At 67.6% G+C, this 14,888-nt stretch carries 16 protein-coding genes and 1 tRNA gene; 13 read left to right on the plus strand and 4 right to left on the minus strand.

The features are described from left to right. Positions 1–1,008 (minus strand): LacI family DNA-binding transcriptional regulator, encoded by a 1,008-nt coding sequence (locus tag MRBLWH10_RS02180; RefSeq protein ID WP_341941470.1) that lies wholly within the window; start codon positions 1,006–1,008, stop codon positions 1–3. A 266-nt stretch (positions 1,009–1,274) separates the two neighbouring features. On the opposite strand from MRBLWH10_RS02180, the gene MRBLWH10_RS02185 reads away from it, so the two are divergent. The 4 genes from MRBLWH10_RS02185 to MRBLWH10_RS02200 all read left to right on the plus strand — a co-directional run bounded on the left by MRBLWH10_RS02185 (position 1,275) and on the right by MRBLWH10_RS02200 (position 6,002). Further along, positions 1,275–2,591 carry an ABC transporter substrate-binding protein gene (locus MRBLWH10_RS02185; RefSeq protein WP_341941471.1) on the plus strand — a complete coding sequence of 439 codons (1,317 nt, stop codon included), beginning with the start codon at positions 1,275–1,277 and terminating at the stop codon, positions 2,589–2,591. Between the two features lie 91 nt (positions 2,592–2,682). Then, the gene (locus tag MRBLWH10_RS02190; RefSeq protein ID WP_341941472.1) at positions 2,683–3,822 is read left to right on the plus strand and encodes a sugar ABC transporter permease; all 1,140 of its coding nucleotides are present in this window, start codon (positions 2,683–2,685) and stop codon (positions 3,820–3,822) included. Beyond that, on the plus strand, positions 3,819–4,793 hold the full coding sequence (locus MRBLWH10_RS02195) for a carbohydrate ABC transporter permease (protein ID WP_341941473.1): 975 nt from the start codon (positions 3,819–3,821) through the stop codon (positions 4,791–4,793). Before MRBLWH10_RS02190 ends, MRBLWH10_RS02195 begins: the two co-directional genes overlap by 4 nt. Before the next feature lie 54 nt (positions 4,794–4,847). After that, positions 4,848–6,002 carry a cystathionine gamma-synthase gene (locus MRBLWH10_RS02200; RefSeq protein ID WP_341941474.1) on the plus strand — a complete coding sequence of 385 codons (1,155 nt, stop codon included), beginning with the start codon at positions 4,848–4,850 and terminating at the stop codon, positions 6,000–6,002. 38 nt (positions 6,003–6,040) lie between these two features. Here the strand turns inward: MRBLWH10_RS02200 and MRBLWH10_RS02205 are convergent, their stop codons facing one another. Further along, positions 6,041–6,547, minus strand: a complete 507-nt coding sequence (locus MRBLWH10_RS02205) for a hypothetical protein (protein ID WP_341941475.1) — start codon at positions 6,545–6,547, stop codon at positions 6,041–6,043. 304 nt (positions 6,548–6,851) lie between these two features. On the opposite strand from MRBLWH10_RS02205, the gene MRBLWH10_RS02210 reads away from it, so the two are divergent. The 4 genes from MRBLWH10_RS02210 to MRBLWH10_RS02225 all read left to right on the plus strand — a co-directional run bounded on the left by MRBLWH10_RS02210 (position 6,852) and on the right by MRBLWH10_RS02225 (position 9,682). Continuing rightward, the gene (locus MRBLWH10_RS02210) at positions 6,852–8,081 is read left to right on the plus strand and encodes a multidrug effflux MFS transporter (RefSeq protein WP_341942617.1); all 1,230 of its coding nucleotides are present in this window, start codon (positions 6,852–6,854) and stop codon (positions 8,079–8,081) included. A gap of 24 nt (positions 8,082–8,105) precedes the next feature. Beyond that, positions 8,106–8,738 (plus strand): phosphatase PAP2 family protein, encoded by a 633-nt coding sequence (locus MRBLWH10_RS02215; RefSeq protein ID WP_341941476.1) that lies wholly within the window; start codon positions 8,106–8,108, stop codon positions 8,736–8,738. Between the two features lie 26 nt (positions 8,739–8,764). Then, positions 8,765–9,364 (plus strand): GNAT family N-acetyltransferase, encoded by a 600-nt coding sequence (locus tag MRBLWH10_RS02220; RefSeq protein WP_341941477.1) that lies wholly within the window; start codon positions 8,765–8,767, stop codon positions 9,362–9,364. 90 nt (positions 9,365–9,454) lie between these two features. Then, on the plus strand, positions 9,455–9,682 hold the full coding sequence (locus MRBLWH10_RS02225) for a hypothetical protein (protein WP_341941478.1): 228 nt from the start codon (positions 9,455–9,457) through the stop codon (positions 9,680–9,682). A 116-nt stretch (positions 9,683–9,798) separates the two neighbouring features. Here the strand turns inward: MRBLWH10_RS02225 and MRBLWH10_RS02230 are convergent. Next, positions 9,799–9,886: transfer RNA gene (locus MRBLWH10_RS02230), tRNA-Ser, on the minus strand. 59 nt (positions 9,887–9,945) lie between these two features. Continuing rightward, positions 9,946–10,302, minus strand: a complete 357-nt coding sequence (locus MRBLWH10_RS02235) for a DUF4406 domain-containing protein (protein WP_223586017.1) — start codon at positions 10,300–10,302, stop codon at positions 9,946–9,948. A 56-nt stretch (positions 10,303–10,358) separates the two neighbouring features. On the opposite strand from MRBLWH10_RS02235, the gene MRBLWH10_RS02240 reads away from it, so the two are divergent. The 5 genes from MRBLWH10_RS02240 to MRBLWH10_RS02260 all read left to right on the plus strand — a co-directional run bounded on the left by MRBLWH10_RS02240 (position 10,359) and on the right by MRBLWH10_RS02260 (position 14,869). Then, the gene (locus MRBLWH10_RS02240; RefSeq protein WP_341941479.1) at positions 10,359–11,087 is read left to right on the plus strand and encodes a DeoR/GlpR family DNA-binding transcription regulator; all 729 of its coding nucleotides are present in this window, start codon (positions 10,359–10,361) and stop codon (positions 11,085–11,087) included. 152 nt (positions 11,088–11,239) lie between these two features. After that, the gene (mpaB, locus tag MRBLWH10_RS02245) at positions 11,240–12,298 is read left to right on the plus strand and encodes a daptide biosynthesis RiPP recognition protein (RefSeq protein ID WP_341941480.1); all 1,059 of its coding nucleotides are present in this window, start codon (positions 11,240–11,242) and stop codon (positions 12,296–12,298) included. Continuing rightward, the gene (mpaD, locus tag MRBLWH10_RS02250) at positions 12,295–13,548 is read left to right on the plus strand and encodes a daptide-type RiPP biosynthesis aminotransferase (RefSeq protein ID WP_341941481.1); all 1,254 of its coding nucleotides are present in this window, start codon (positions 12,295–12,297) and stop codon (positions 13,546–13,548) included. The genes mpaB and mpaD overlap by 4 nt, the downstream gene beginning before the upstream one ends. Continuing rightward, positions 13,545–14,744, plus strand: coding sequence for an iron-containing alcohol dehydrogenase (locus MRBLWH10_RS02255; protein WP_341941482.1), 1,200 nt, complete (start codon positions 13,545–13,547; stop codon positions 14,742–14,744). Before mpaD ends, MRBLWH10_RS02255 begins: the two co-directional genes overlap by 4 nt. Continuing rightward, on the plus strand, positions 14,741–14,869 hold the full coding sequence (locus tag MRBLWH10_RS02260; RefSeq protein ID WP_341941483.1) for a daptide-type RiPP: 129 nt from the start codon (positions 14,741–14,743) through the stop codon (positions 14,867–14,869). Before MRBLWH10_RS02255 ends, MRBLWH10_RS02260 begins: the two co-directional genes overlap by 4 nt. Positions 14,870–14,888: the final 19 nt, after the last annotated feature.

Below are 14,888 nucleotides of genomic sequence, written 5' to 3' on the forward strand. Positions count from 1 at the left end.
TCAGGTGCGCGGCGCGGAGGTCGAGTTGCGCACCACGAGGGCGGATGCCGTGACCACGCGCTCGGGCGGGGAGTCAGGGTTCTCCATGCGCTGCTGCAGAAGTCGCACAGCCTCTGCGCCCTGCTCTCGCGGAGATTGCCTGATGGTGGTCAAGCTGAACATCGCGGCGTGCTGATGATCGTCGACACCGATGATGCTCAGCTCGGTCGGCACGGCGATGCCCAGACGGCGGGCAGCGATGGTGGCCCCGATAGCCACTTCGTCGCAGACTCCGACGATCGCGGTCGGGCGCCCTCTGCGGTCCCCGAGGAGCTCGACGGCGGTCTCGTATCCGCCGGGCATGCTCGGAGTCGCCTCCACGAAGCGCGCGGATGCCGACAGGCCCGCCGCGGAGAGAGCCTCTCGATACCCTTCAGCGCGGAGGGCGTCGCCCACGCTGAGGCGAGAGCTGTCAGCGGACCCCCCGACGAATGCGATGCGCGTGTGCCCGAGATCCAGCAGGTGCTCGGTCGCTATACGGCCGGCTGAGACATCATCGATCGATACCGCGCTGGAGTCCTCGCTGTACGCGCCGACGCATACGAGAGGGCTCTCGGAGCGCTGCAGCCTCTCCAGCTCGTGGGCGCTCGGCTGGATGCCGACGGCGATGATCCCGTCGAAGCGGCGCCGTGGTAGCACGGTGTCGAAGAGCTGCTGCCGAGTGGTCGTGCTCTCTTTTATCCCGTAGAGCGCCAGGTCGTAGTCGAGTGCGAGCAGCGCGTCCTGGATGCCGGAGAGCAGTTCGAAGAAGAACCACCGATCCACGGGGGGCATGACCACCCCTACGGTCCCCGTGCGTCCTGTGGCGAGGCTGACCGCGGAGGAATGCCCGACGTAGGCGAGTTCGGATGCGGCGTCCTGCACCCGCTTGCGGGTGTCGTCCGAGACATAGCCGTTCCCGCTGAGAGCTCGACTCGCCGTTGCCTTGGACACGCCTGCGCGAGCCGCGACATCGGCGATCGTGCTCATCCCCGGTCCTCCTCGACCCTGGTCTGCGTCGGCAGACCTTTGACAGCGTAGCCTTTCGGAGTCCTCGAAGGGAACCGGTTCCACACTTTCAACGAGGGAGCGCTCCCACAGATCTGGGGGATCCATCAGAAAGGTTGCGAGCTTGTGATAATTCCCGATTGTGTCGGGGCGTTCGCGGCCGGTAGGTTGTCCTGGAATCGGTTCCCGATCGCGCCGTGAGGGGCGCGGTCGAGGTGGGGGCCAGTTACTCGAAGAGGAGAAACCACATGGGTCTGTCACAGCGTTCACGGCGGTTCGCACCGCTGGCACTACTGGGGGTCGCTGGCATCGTGCTCGCCGGATGCGGCGCCCCGGGGGCTCCCGACAGCGGGGGTACTGACGGCTCCGACAAAACCACCGTCACCATCTACGGCACGATCGTCGACGACGAGGCGAAGCTCCTCCAGAAGTCCTGGGCTGATTTCGAGAAGAAGAACAACATCGACATCAAGTACGAGGGCAGCCAGGACTTCGAGACGCAGCTCGGCACCCGCGCACAGGGCGGCAACCCGCCCGACATCGCGATCTTCCCGCAGCCCGGACTGTTCGCGGACTTCGCCTCTCGCGACTACCTGAAGCCCGCTCCTGAGGAGGTCGTGAAGAACGGCAAGGAGTACTGGACTCAGGGCTGGGTCGATTTCGGGACCTACGACGGCACGTACTACGGTGCGCCGCTGATGGCCAACGTCAAGGGCTGGGTCTGGTACTCGCCCAAGAAGTTCCAGGAGTGGGGTGTCGAGGTCCCCAAGAGCTGGGATGATCTGCTGACTCTCACCCAGACCATCAAGGACAAGACAGGTACCGCGCCGTGGTGCGCAGGTTTCGAATCGGGTACCGCGACCGGTTGGCCCGGCACCGACTGGATCGAGGATCTGGTCCTGCGCAATTCCGGCACCGAGGTGTACGACGGCTGGGTGAAGAACGAGGTGCCGTTCACGGACCCGCAGATCAAGGCGGCCTTCGATGAGGCAGGCAAGATCCTCCTCAACCCCGAGTACGTCAACGCCGGCTTCGGAGATGTGCGTTCGATCAACTCCACCGAGTTCGGCGACGTCGCTCCGGCGCTCGCAGACGGCAAGTGTGCGCTGACGCACCAGGCCTCGTTCCTCTCTGGCTTCTTCCCGACGGGCACCGACATCTCCGAGAACGGTGATGTCTGGGCCTTCATGCTCCCGAGCAAGAGCGAGGACGAGACCTTCATCACCGGTGGCGGCGAGATTGTCGGAGCTTTCAGCGACTCGGACGCGACGAAGAAGGTGCTCGCGTACCTGTCGAGCCCGGAGTGGGCGAACAGTCGCCTCGCGCTCGGCGGAGTCACCTCTGCCAACAAGGGCGTCGACATGAGCGTCGTGACGAACCCGATCCTGCAGGAGTCGATCAAGCTGCTTCAGGACGACTCGATCACGTTCCGCTTCGACGGGTCTGACACCATGCCGGGCGCGGTTGGCTCCGGGACCTTCTGGAAGGGAATGGTCGCCTGGGTCAACGGGGACCCGACCGACGAGGTGCTTTCGCAGATCGAAACTGGCTGGCCCACGAAGTAAGGCATGACGAGGGCCGTCCCCGCAGGGGCGGCCCTCGTCCTCTCTGCGCTCTCCGAGCGCCTGATCCACTCCGCGTCATGAAGGGGAATCCGTGAACGCGAAAAACTTCTTCGGATGGGTCGGCACGCTTCCGCCGATCCTCCAAGCCCTGGTCGTCGTCATCGCATTCGCGGTGGTCGTCGCCGTCATCTTGCTCCTCGTGGACGTGGCTCCACGCAAGGGAGCCCTATACACCGGCATCCGTCTCGCGATGTGCCTGCTCATCCCGCTCGCCGTGATGTGGTTTTTCCAGTCGTACTACTGGGCTATGGGAGTCGCAGTCCTCGTCGGCGCCCTGTTCTTCTTCTTGGACTACCGATCCCGCGACGGTGCGGGGTACCTGATCCAGCTGATCGCCTTCATGGCTCCCGCCGTGCTGCTCCTGCTCGTCGGGCTGATCCTGCCCTCGATCCAGACGATGTACTCCTCGTTCTGGAGTTCAAACGGCAAGGACTTCGTGGGTCTCGCCAACTACGGATGGATCTTCACCCAGGCAGACGGAATCACCTCGGTTGTGAACTCGATCATCTGGGTGCTGCTGGTGCCGACGGTGTCGACGCTCGTCGGTCTCGCCTACGCGGTCTTCATCGACCGCACACGCGGTGAGAAGATCTACAAGATCCTGGTGTTCATGCCGATGGCTATCTCTTTCGTGGGCGCCGGTATCATCTGGCGCTTCATGTACGCGTACCGTGGACCGGAGTACGAACAGATCGGTCTGCTCAACCAGATCGTGGTCTGGTTCGGGGGCACCCCGCAGCAGTGGTTGCTCAATGGCCCGTGGAACAACCTGTTCCTCATCGTGGTGCTGATCTGGGTGCAGACCGGATTCGCGATGGTGGTGCTCTCTGCATCCATCAAGGGAGTGCCGGCTGAACTGCTTGAGGCCGCTGAGCTCGACGGCGCCAACGCATGGGAGCGGTTCTGGGCGGTGACCGTGCCTTCCATCCGCCCGGCGTTGATCGTCGTGCTCACGACGATCTCGATCGCTTCGCTGAAGGTGTTCGACATCGTTCGCACCATGACAGCAGGAAACTACGGCACCTCGGTGCTGGCCAATGAGATGTACACGCAGTTCTCGAAGTTCGAGGCCGGGCGCAGCGCAGCGCTCTCGGTCATCCTCTTCCTCCTGGTGCTGCCGATCGTCATCTACAACGCACGCCAGATCAAGAAGCAGCGGGAGATCCGATGAGTACGTCGACGAACCCGACGACCCAGGCCGTCACCGAGCAGAACACGCGCGCGATCACCACTGGAGGACGACTTGACGCGTCTGCAGGTCGCGCTCGGAAGAAGCTCTCGCGGCCGTGGGCATCCGTGGCGTCCATCGTCATCGCCGTCCTGTGGACGATTCCGACTCTCGGACTGTTCGTCTCCTCGTTCCGCCCCAAGGACGACATCACCACCACCGGATGGTGGACGTTCTTCGCGAACCCTCAGGTGACGCTGGACAACTACGTCGAGGTGCTCCAGTCAGGGACGACGCAGCTGACAATGCTCGAGTCGTTCATGAACTCCATCGCGATCACGATCCCGGCGACGATCATCCCGCTGATGATCGCCTCGATGGCGGCCTACGCGTTCGCATGGATCGACTTCAAGGGACGCAACGCGCTGTTCATCTTCGTCTTCGCGCTGCAGATCGTGCCGATTCAAATGGCCCTGGTGCCGCTGCTCAGCTCGTTCTCGAGAGGTATCAACCTCTTCGGCCTGCAGGTGACCCTCCCGCTGGGGGCGTCACAGGGGTACGCGCAGGTGTGGATCGCGCACTCGATGTTCGCGCTTCCGCTGGCTATCTACCTGCTGCACAACTTCATGTCGGAGATCCCCGGTGAGATCATCGAGGCCGCGCGCGTCGACGGCGCATCTCGCGGGCAGATCTTCTTCCGGGTGGTGCTGCCGCTGACGATGCCGGCGATCGCGTCGGTCGCGATCTTCCAGTTCCTCTGGGTGTGGAACGACCTGCTCGTGGCGCTCGTCTTCGCCGACGGCGCCGCGGCGCCGATCACGAAGCTGCTGGCAGAGATCACCGGAACGCGAGGCAACGACTGGTACCTGCTCACCGCGGGCGCCTTCGTGTCGATCATCGTTCCGCTGATCGTGTTCTTCTCGCTCCAGCGGTACTTCGTGCGCGGCCTGCTCGCGGGCTCGACGAAGGGCTGACCCGGACCGTAACGGTGGAGCTCGGGTGGCGAATGCGGACGTAGTCTGAAAGACATGTCCGATCACGCATTCGCCACCCGAGCCATCCACGCAGGTCAGGCGCCGGACCCCACGACGGGTTCGATCATCCCTCCGATCCACCAGGCGTCCACCCACGTCCAGGACGGCATCGGCGGCTTCCGCGACGGCTACGAGTACAACCGTGCGGGCAACCCCACGCGCTCGGCCCTGGAGACCCAGCTCGCCGCGCTCGAGGGGGGCGCGCACGCGCTCTCCTTCGCATCGGGCCTCGCCGCGGAGGACGCGCTGCTGCGCGGCATCCTCAAGCCCGGCGACCACGTGCTTCTCGGCAACGACGTCTACGGCGGCACGTACCGCCTGCTCACCAAGGTGCTGGCGCCGTGGGGCATCGAGACCACGACCGTCGAGCTCTCCGACGCCGACGAGGTCACGGCGGCGATCCGTCCGGAGACGAAGATCGTCTGGGTCGAGACCCCGAGCAACCCGCTGCTCAAGATCGTCGACATCGCCGCGCTCGCGGGCATCGCCCACGACGCGGGGGCCGTCCTCGTCGTCGACAACACCTTCGCCTCCCCGGCGCTGCAGCAGCCGCTTTCTCTCGGCGCCGACCTGATCGTGCACTCGACCACCAAGTACCTCGGCGGGCACTCCGACGTGCTCGGCGGCGCCGTCGTGTTCGCCGACGATCGCTTCTACGACCAGATCAAGTTCCAGCAGTTCGCGGTCGGAGCCGTGTCCGCGCCTCTGGACGCCTGGCTGACCAGCCGCGGCATCAAGACCCTCGCGGTGCGGGTGCGCCAGCACTCCGAGAACGCCCAGGCCGTCGCGGAGTGGGCGGCGTCCCGTCCCGAGTTCGAGACCGTGTACTACCCGGGTCTGGCGTCGCACCCGGGGCACGAGATCGCTGCCGCGCAGATGAGCGGATTCGGGGGGATGCTGTCGCTCGCCCTCTCCGCGGGTCCTGATGCGGCACGGGCGTTCGCGTCGTCCACCTCGGTCTTCCAGCTCGCCGAGTCGCTCGGGGGAGTGGAGTCGCTCATCAGCTACCCCTCCGACATGACGCACGCCTCCGTGCGCGGCACTGCTCTCGCGGTTCCGGAGAACGTCGTCCGCCTCTCGGTGGGCATCGAGGATGTCGCCGACCTGATCGCGGATCTGGAACAGGCCCTGGAGAAGATCACCCGCTGAGATTCTCGGCGGGTGGGGTCGTTCCCCGCGGCTTCCGGCTAAGGTTCGTCGGGACGAGGGGCTTCGAGGTCATCCTGCGTGGCCCGCACTCTCTGCACGAACTCCCGGAACTCTCCGAAGCCTGACCCGAGCGCGTTCGCGAGCTCTTCCGGCGACTCGACCCAGACGGTGTCATCGGGTTCGGGGACATCGTCCTCGCTGTGCGTGCGTCCGACGACGATGTACAGAGGGTCGCCCTGGGGGTTGACGATCATCATCCTCCCGGCGGAGCAGAGACCGTAGATGAAGGCGCACTCGGATGCCGTCAGGGTGGCGTGATCGATCCCACCGCTGACCGCATCCTCCTGGTCGAGCGGATCGATGTGCAGATCGCTCCAGAATCCATCGAAGGCGAGCCTCTGACCGGACGAGTCGACGATGGCACTGTTGCCGGCCTCCCCCTCCACGTGGAGATCTCTGGCGGTGAGGAACTCTTCGATCCCTGTGCGGTCGGCATCGACGACGTCGCCGTCGCCGAGGTTGAAGAAGTGCAGAGAGAAGCCCATAGAGAGATCATGCCAAGTCTCGGCGATGGAGGACCGACATCGACCTCGCCCGGGACCGACCATCTGCGACGGCCCGGACCGGTTTCTCGGTGATGAACTCACGGCTGTCGAGCGGTAACATGGAGTCTCGTTGTCGAATCGATTCGACGGCATCCGCTCCTCTCGAAAGCCCTCTGTGTCTGACGCGCCCACGACCGACCCCGCCTCGAACGACCCCGAGCGCACCGCGACGGGGAGCATCCGCGTCCCCTCGGCGACCGGCGCGATCCGCACCCTGGGGGCCAACCCGGCGACCGCGCCGATCATGCTGCACCCCGGCGATTCGATCTCGAACGGCCGTCGCCTTCTCTACATCGTGCTCCTCGGCGCGCTCACCGCGCTCGGCCCGTTCACGATCGATCTGTACCTGCCCGCGTTCCCCGTGCTCGAGCGCGACTTCGACACCACGGCCGCGGCGATCCAGCTGACCCTCACGGGCACCATGATCGGCTTCGCTCTCGGGCAGCTCGTCGTCGGTCCGCTCAGCGACAAGGTCGGACGCAGGGTCCCTCTCATCGCCGTCACGGCGCTGCACGTGCTCGCGAGCGTCGGCGCCGCCTTCGCCCCCGATCTGCTCCTGCTCAGCGCCGCCCGCGTGCTCATGGGTGTGGGTGCCGCGGCCGGTGGCGTCGTCGCCATGGCGATCGTGCGCGACCTCTTCGGCGGGCGTCGCCTCGTCGTCATGCTGTCGCGTTTGGCCCTGGTCTCGGGCGTCGCCCCGGTGATCGCCCCGCTGATCGGATCGTGGCTGCTCACGCTCATGCCCTGGCGCGGCATCTTCGGCGTCCTCGCCGTGTACGGGGTCGTGATGCTGGTCTCCACGATCTTCTTCATCCCCGAGACGCTCCCCGTGGCGCGTCGACAGGACCGCGGCGGCGCCACCGTGCTGCAGCGGTACCGCTCGGTGTTCAGCGATCGGGTGTTCATCGGCGTGCTGATCATCGGCGGCATGACGTTCTCCGGGCTGTTCTCCTACCTCTCCGCCTCGCCCTTCCTCTTCCAGCAGACGCACGGGCTGGATGCGCAGCAGTACGGCCTCCTCTTCGCGGTGAACTCCCTCGGCGTCGTCGCGGGAGTCCAGGTCGCAGCACGACTCGCCGCCCGGTTCGGGCCGCAGTGGGTCATGGCGTACTCCACCGGCGTGCTGCTCATCGCGGGTATCGCGATCATCGTGACCGACCAGCTGGGCCTCGGTCTGTGGGGCACCGTCATCCCGCTGTTCGTCTTCATGACTGCCTGCGGCTTCACGTTCCCGAACGTGCAGGTCCTCGCGCTCGACCGCCACGGCAAGGCGGCGGGCACGGCGGCATCCGTCATCGGAGCCACCAACTTCGGCGTCGCCGGTCTCATCTCGCCGGTCGTCGGCTGGGTGTCGAAGGGCGCGGGGATCACCGCGACCACGATGGCCTCGGTCATGGTCGGGTGCGCAGCGATCGGCGTGATCGCCCTGTGGCTCATCGTGCGTCCGCGTACGGTCGAGATGCTCGCCCCCTGATCGCCGCTCGGGGAGAATGGTCCGATGAGAAGACGGATGCTGCTGTGGTGGGGCCTCGGTCTGCTCGCCGCCGCCGTGCTGCTCGGAGCCGTGATCGTGTTCGGCTACTCCGAGCCGCCGGGATTCGACACATGGTGGAACGACTTCGTCTCCGCGCACCGGGGAGAGGCGATGGTCGACTTCGCGATGGTGCTCAACGCCATCGGCGGGGGATGGATCGCGGTTCTGGCTGTACCCCTGCTCGTCGTGCTCGCGCTACTGCTCGCTCGGCGATGGCGTGCCGCGGTGTTCGCGGCGCTGTGCTTCGCCGCCAGTGCCGGAGCCGTGCAGATCCTCAAACACCTGTTCGGTCGGGCGCGACCCGACGACATGATCGTGGCGAGCGACTTCGGGTCGTTCCCCTCCGGGCACACCGCCAACGCCGCGACGATCGCGCTCGTCGTCTGGGTGCTGTTCCCGCGGGTGTGGACGGCGATCGCCGGAGCGGTCTGGATCGTCGCCATGGCGCTCTCGCGCACCTTCCTGTCGGTGCACTGGGCCACCGACACCCTCGGCGGCGCGCTCGTCGGAGCGGCGACCGTGCTGCTCCTCGCGGCATGGCTGCTGCCGAGGGTGCAGGGGCTGCGTCCGCCGCGCGAACCCGCGCCGATAGTCTGAAAACCCGAACCCGCTGAGGAGCACCCGTGTCTGTCATCCGTCCCTATCGCCCGAGCGACCGTGCAGCGATGTACGAGATCTGCCTCAGGACGGCGGATGCCGGCACCGACGCCACCGGCATCCTCTCCGACGATGCGCTCTGGGGAGACCTGTTCGCCGTCCCGTACGTCGAACGGCACCCCGACCTCGCGTGGATCGTCGAGTCTGAAGACGGCCGAGCCATCGGGTACATCGTCGCGACCGACGACACCGACGCCTTCAACACCTGGTTCCGCGACGAGTGGTGGCCGGCGTTCCACGAGAAGCACCCGCGGCCCGACTCCGTCGTGACCCGTGAGGACCGCATGGTCGAGTACGGCTACGGCCGTGCCCCCGGCATCGACGCCAACGCCGCGGAGTACCCCGCCCATCTGCACATCGACCTGCTCCCCGAGACTCAAGGGCAGGGACTCGGACGCGCGCTCATCGAGACGCTGTTCGCCGAGCTCCGCCGCCGCGGGGTACGGGGACTGCACCTCGGCATGGACCCCGAGAACACCGGCGCCGCCGCGTTCTACGAGCGGCTGGGGATGACGGAGCTCCCCGCAGCGCCCGGCGGGAAGAGCTACGGGGTGCTGTTCGACTGAGACGCGACCGTCGGCCGCTGCAGGGCAGTGACCGGCTAACAGTCAGGGATGGGGGTGCGCGTGACGAGCAGGCGGGGATACTCTCGCGGAATGAAACCTTCTGTCTGGTACGTGCTCGGCGGAATGCTGTTCGCCTGCGCGGCAGTCTTCATGCTGCTCACCTCCGACCTGGTGCTCCGCGCGATCATCAGCATCGTCGTGTGCTTCCTTGCGGCAGGAGCGTTCTGGGCGCGCGCGGTCTTCGAGTGGCGTGGCACGAGAAGCGACGCGTCACGCGGGAAACACCGCGATGCCGGGGAGGCCGCCGAACTGAACTGAGGGGGCGGGTGGTGACGGCGGGACTCCGTCGCTCGCCTTCGGCGTGCTCCTCCCCGAATCCCACAGCACTCAATAAATGACTGAAGGGCCCCACTCCGTGAGGCCCTTCAGTCATTTGGCGGTGACGGCGGGATTCGAACCCGCGGTTGCTTGCACAACACACGCTTTCCAAGCGTGCTCCTTCGGCCGCTCGGACACGTCACCAGGGAACAACCTGAACAGTCTATCCGATCGGCCGGGTGCCCCGTGACACAGGCGAGAGGTCAGGCGGCGGGGACCTCGTCGATCGAGAAGTAGACGGGGATGCCGCGCTCCCGGGCGATCCGCACATCGTTGTCCGCACCAGACGACTCTCCGGGCAGACGCAGCACCGCATCGCAGTGCTGCAGCAGGCGGGCGGCGACCTCGTACATGACGTCACCGCGCTCCGCCTCCTCATCCGACAGGCCGCGCAGCACCGGCAGTGCCACCCACTCGCCGATCATCGGCACGTGGCCGAGACGGTGAAGGGGAGCGGCCGACTCCTCCAGACGTTCGAGGTTGCGCGCGATCGCATCCGGGTCTCCGCCCGTGCCGGAGCGATAGGGGCCGGCGATCAGGATCATCAGTGGATTCTTCATGTCCGACACTGTAGCGTTAACCGTGCAAGATCATGCAACAACAGGAAGAAGTGGGAATGCTGGGTGCGCAGCGCAAGGATCATCTCCTGACCGTCCTGCGGAAGGAGGGGAGGGTCGTCGCCAAGGAGGTCGCGGCCGACCTCGGCGTCTCCGAGGACTCGATCCGCCGCGATCTGCGCGAACTGGCGGATGCCGGCGCCTGCATCCGCGTCTACGGCGGAGCGCTGCCCGTCCCCGAGGCCGACGCCCCGGTGGCCCGGCGGCTCGCTGTCGCGTCGGAGAGCAAGGAGCGCGTCGCGCGCGCGGCCGTGGCGCTGATCCAGCCCGGCTCCACGGTGGTCCTGGATGCCGGGACGACGACGCTCGCGATGGCGAGGATGCTGCCGCACGGCGCCGATCTCACCGTGATCACTCCGAGTCCCACCGTGGCGCTGACCGCGCTGGAGCATTCGGCCGCCCGCGTGCTCATGGTCGGAGGTGAACTCGATCGGCACTCCCTCGTCGCCACGGGGGGATTCGCACTCGAAGCGATCGGGCGCCTGGGGGCGGACGCGTTCTTCCTCGGCGTGACCGGCATCCATCCGGATCACGGCTGCACGACCGGGCGCCTCGATGACGCCGTCACCAAGCGCGCGATCGCCGCTCGCTGCGCCGACGTGTTCGTGCTGGCGAGCGAGGAGAAGATCGGCGCCGTCTCGCGCTTCCCCGTGCTGGGGCTCGAGGAGATCACGAAGGTCATCGCGGATCCGCAGGATGAGAACCCGATCCTGCGTGAACTCGGATGAGAAGCGGGATTCCCCTCTAAGTGCCGGTTAATCGACCACGTCCACATGCGTATAGTCCTCATATGAGGGGCTTCGACGGAGGATGCGGAGCCCCCTGAATCTGAGTCTCCGTGTTCACGCCCCGCGGAGAACGCACTGGGGGGAGCGTGGACATGACGTCTTCGACGACGAGCACGAATCACCGGACGGCGGCCGCCTTCGAGCAGTACGTCAGCGCCCGGCGATCGATCGTGGAGGGAACCGTCTTCTTCCTGGAAGCCGGCACCCACCTCGACGAGGTCCGCCGGATCTGCACCGGATCCGACATCATCTTCGCGCCGGGCGCCGACATCGGCTCGGACGGTCACGAGGTCGGATACACCGGCTCCTTCCAGGAGGCCGGCGATGAGATGCTGCTCGACGGACGACACGCCTTCGAGCTGCAGGACTACCTGGCGGCGCCCTTCATCTCGATCGTCGGGCTGACCGTCGTGCGGCAGAACTCGGCGGCCGGCCTCGACGCGTTCCTACAGGACGCCGACACGGCCAGAGCCTCCGGTGTGTTCGTGGAGCAGCTCCTCAGCGGCGCGGTGCTCCTGGACTCGCGGGCGTCGTTCTCGGGGCACGACACCGGAGCGGAACTCGTGCGGGTGCACGTGACCGCCGCGGGAGAGTACCGCGACGGCCCGGACGGCGCGCTGCTCGGCGTCATCGGCGATCTGCGGGAGGAACTCGACGCGGCAGCCGCGGCGTCCGCAGGACCCGGCCGAGCATTCGAGCGCATCGTCGCCAGGAGCGAGTTCGACGACGCGCTCGCATCCCGACCATGGCTCGGAAGATACATCGCGGCGCTCGATCTGCTGCGGCAGTGGGACGGCGCGCAGGCACAGCCCGCGATCTCCGGCTTCGGCGGTCATCTCGTCGGGGTGCTCGACGACCGCCGGCGCGCAGCGGCTGCGACGTCACCGGAGGCGCCGTTCCTGGTGACCGGGGTCGACGGCGACTTCGTCCTCGTCGAACCGAGGACCCGTCGCCGCTTCCGGCTCGGAGCGGACGCCGCGCGCGGGGCCGAATGCCTCATCGCCACCGGAGACGAGGCGGGTGCCGCCGAGATGCTCGCCGAGGATGCCGGCAGCTCGCCCGCGTCGGCCGGCGCCGCCGTCGCCGAGATCAGGGCGCGATTCGCCGACGCGGGCGTCGATCTCCTCACCTTCTCCGGTGCGGTGGCATGACGGGCGATGCACGGCACGCGGTCTGGCAGAGCCTGACGGCCCGCCGCGCCTGGGACGACCCGTCCGCGACGGCGACCAGCGCTGAGGGCGTCCGCGTCCACGGCGCAGACGGCGTGGCGCGACTGTGCGCCACGAGCGGCCTGTGGAACGTGCCGCTCGGCTACGGGAACGCCGCCGTGGCGGACCGTGTCGCCGAGGCGCTGCGCTCAGCGTCCTATCTCTCGCTCTTCCGGTCGTCCCACACGTACGCCGAGGAAGCAGCGGAGGCACTGATCGACATCACAGGGTCCGAGAGATTCGCGCGCGTGCTGTTCTCGACATCGGGGTCTGCGGCGAACGATCTGACCATGAAACTGCTCCGCCAGGCGGCCGCGCTGAGGGGGAGCCCCGAACGCGCCATCGTCGTCGGTCTGCACGGGGGATACCACGGGCTGACGTACGGTGCGCTGAGTCTCAGCGGCGACCCACTCGGCCAGACGGTGTACTCGGCCGATCGCAGAGGCGTTCGACACGTGTCCGCGGTCGACGGGGGCGCGCAGCTCCGCCAGCTGTTCGCCAGGGAAGGGGAGCGGATCGCCGCGCTCGTGCTCGAGCCGCTTCTCGGTTCGGGAGCGTTCCCGCTCGACGACGAGTTCCTGGCAGCGGTGGCGGAGATCCGTGCGAGCCATGACATCGCCCTCGTCGCCGATGAGGTGGCCACCGGTTTCGCCCGGACCGGACCCCTCTTCGCCTCCGCATCCTGGCCGGTGGCTCCCGACATCATGGTGCTCTCGAAGGCGCTGACGAACGGAGCGGCCGCGGCAGCCGCCGTCCTCGTATCGGAGGAGATCTGCGACCTCTTCGACCGTGCCGACGCGGTCTTCGTACACGGCGAGACGCAGGCGGGAACCCCGGCATCCTGCGCCGCCATCCTCGCGACCCTCTCCGAGTTCGTGAGGATGGACGCCGCCGCGCGCGCCGGCCGTCTCGCAACCCGACTGGATGGCGCCCTCGCGCGGATCGGCGACCATCCCGATGTCACCGGCGTCCGAGGTGCCGGGTGCTTCCGGGCTATCGTCCTGTCCCGCGAAGGGGAGCCGCTGAGCGGCGAGGAGGTGGCCGGTGTCGTCACAGCCGTCCGGCGTGCGGGCGCTCTCGTGCAACCGGGGCCGAGCTGCATCCAGTTGATCCCCGCGTACGTCTACGAGCGTGCGGAGCTCGATGAGCTGGAGACCGCCGTGCTGCACGGCATCGACGAGGCCGCCGCGTGAGGGGCATCGTCGAATCCTCCGGCAGGGTGCGGGTGACCGCCGGAGCCGGTGCCACAGCGGCGGCCTTCACGCGCTTTCCGCGCGGAGACCGCCCGCTCGTCATCCGCGATGCCGCGGTCTCCCACGAAGGCCTCGCTCTGCCGCGCGATGCGATCGATGTCCCGCTGGAGGCTGCCGCCGTCGACTCCGCCGTGATCAGGACCCTCGTGGCCGCGGGAAGGGGCGCGACGTCGATCATCTCGCTGGGCGGAGGGTCGGTCATGGACGCCGCGAAGATCGTGCGGATGCTGCTCGTGACTCCGCAGTTGACCGGCCCGCTGCAGAGCCTCGCGCGGCGGAGCGGCCTGGTGCGGGTGCCGGAGCTGCTCGTGCGGAGGGGACCGGATCTGCCGCTGCTTCTGATCTCGACGACTTTCGGCACGGGCACGGAGACGAGCAGGGTCGCCTGCCTCGCGACGTCGTGGGGACGACGGCTGCTCTCCGGCTCGCGACTGCAGGCCGACGGCGCGGTCCTCGATCCCGTGCACACCGCGACGCTTCCGCGGATGCTGCAGGGCGAGGGACTGATGGAGGTGATCCTCCGCGTGCTGGGACCGGCGGTCGGGAGCGCTCCGAGTCTCGCGGCCGATCACGACGCCCGCGGCATCGTGATGGCCGCGGCGGGGCTCGCCGAGCAGCTGCGGGCAGGACGCCTCTCCCCGGAGCAGCGTCTGTTCGCCTCTCAGCTGAGCGCCGCCACGCATCGCTCCTGGGCGCTCGTCGGCCGGCGCACGTACGCGGCTCCGCACTGGTACCTCGCGAACGAGCTCTCCTGGGAGACGGCGACGCGCAAGATCCCGGCGACGCTCGCGATCCTGCCGGCGATCTGGCGGCGCATCGCCGACGGCGACCTCCGATGGGGCTCGTCGGAGCGGCTGGCGATGGGCTGGACGTGGATCCGCGAGGCGGCGCCGGGGCTCCCGGAGGACGCCAGCGACGGGCTGATCGCCCTCCGATCGAGGTGGGGCCTGCAGACGATTCCCGCTCTGGCGCCGCAGGTCCTCGATGCCGTCGTGGAGCGATGCCTCGCCTCCTGGGGCGCGCCGCTGCCTGCGCTCGGCCGCCTCGACCGCGACGCCGTCGCGAGCATCTTCGCAGAGTCCTTCGACGCCTCTGCGATTCGCCCGAGACAGGGAGAGGAGGTGATGGGGAGATGACGAACGACATGGATCTGCTGATCGAGGAGCTTCCGACGATGGATGCGCCCTCCGAATGGTCCGACTTCGTGAACGGGGTCGGCACCGGAATCATGATCGTCGCGATCGTGGCCGGACTCACCTGAGGGTCCCGACGCGACTGAG

The organism is Microbacterium sp. LWH10-1.2 (assembly GCF_038397765.1).
Taxonomy (GTDB): Bacteria; Actinomycetota; Actinomycetes; order Actinomycetales; family Microbacteriaceae; genus Microbacterium; species Microbacterium natoriense.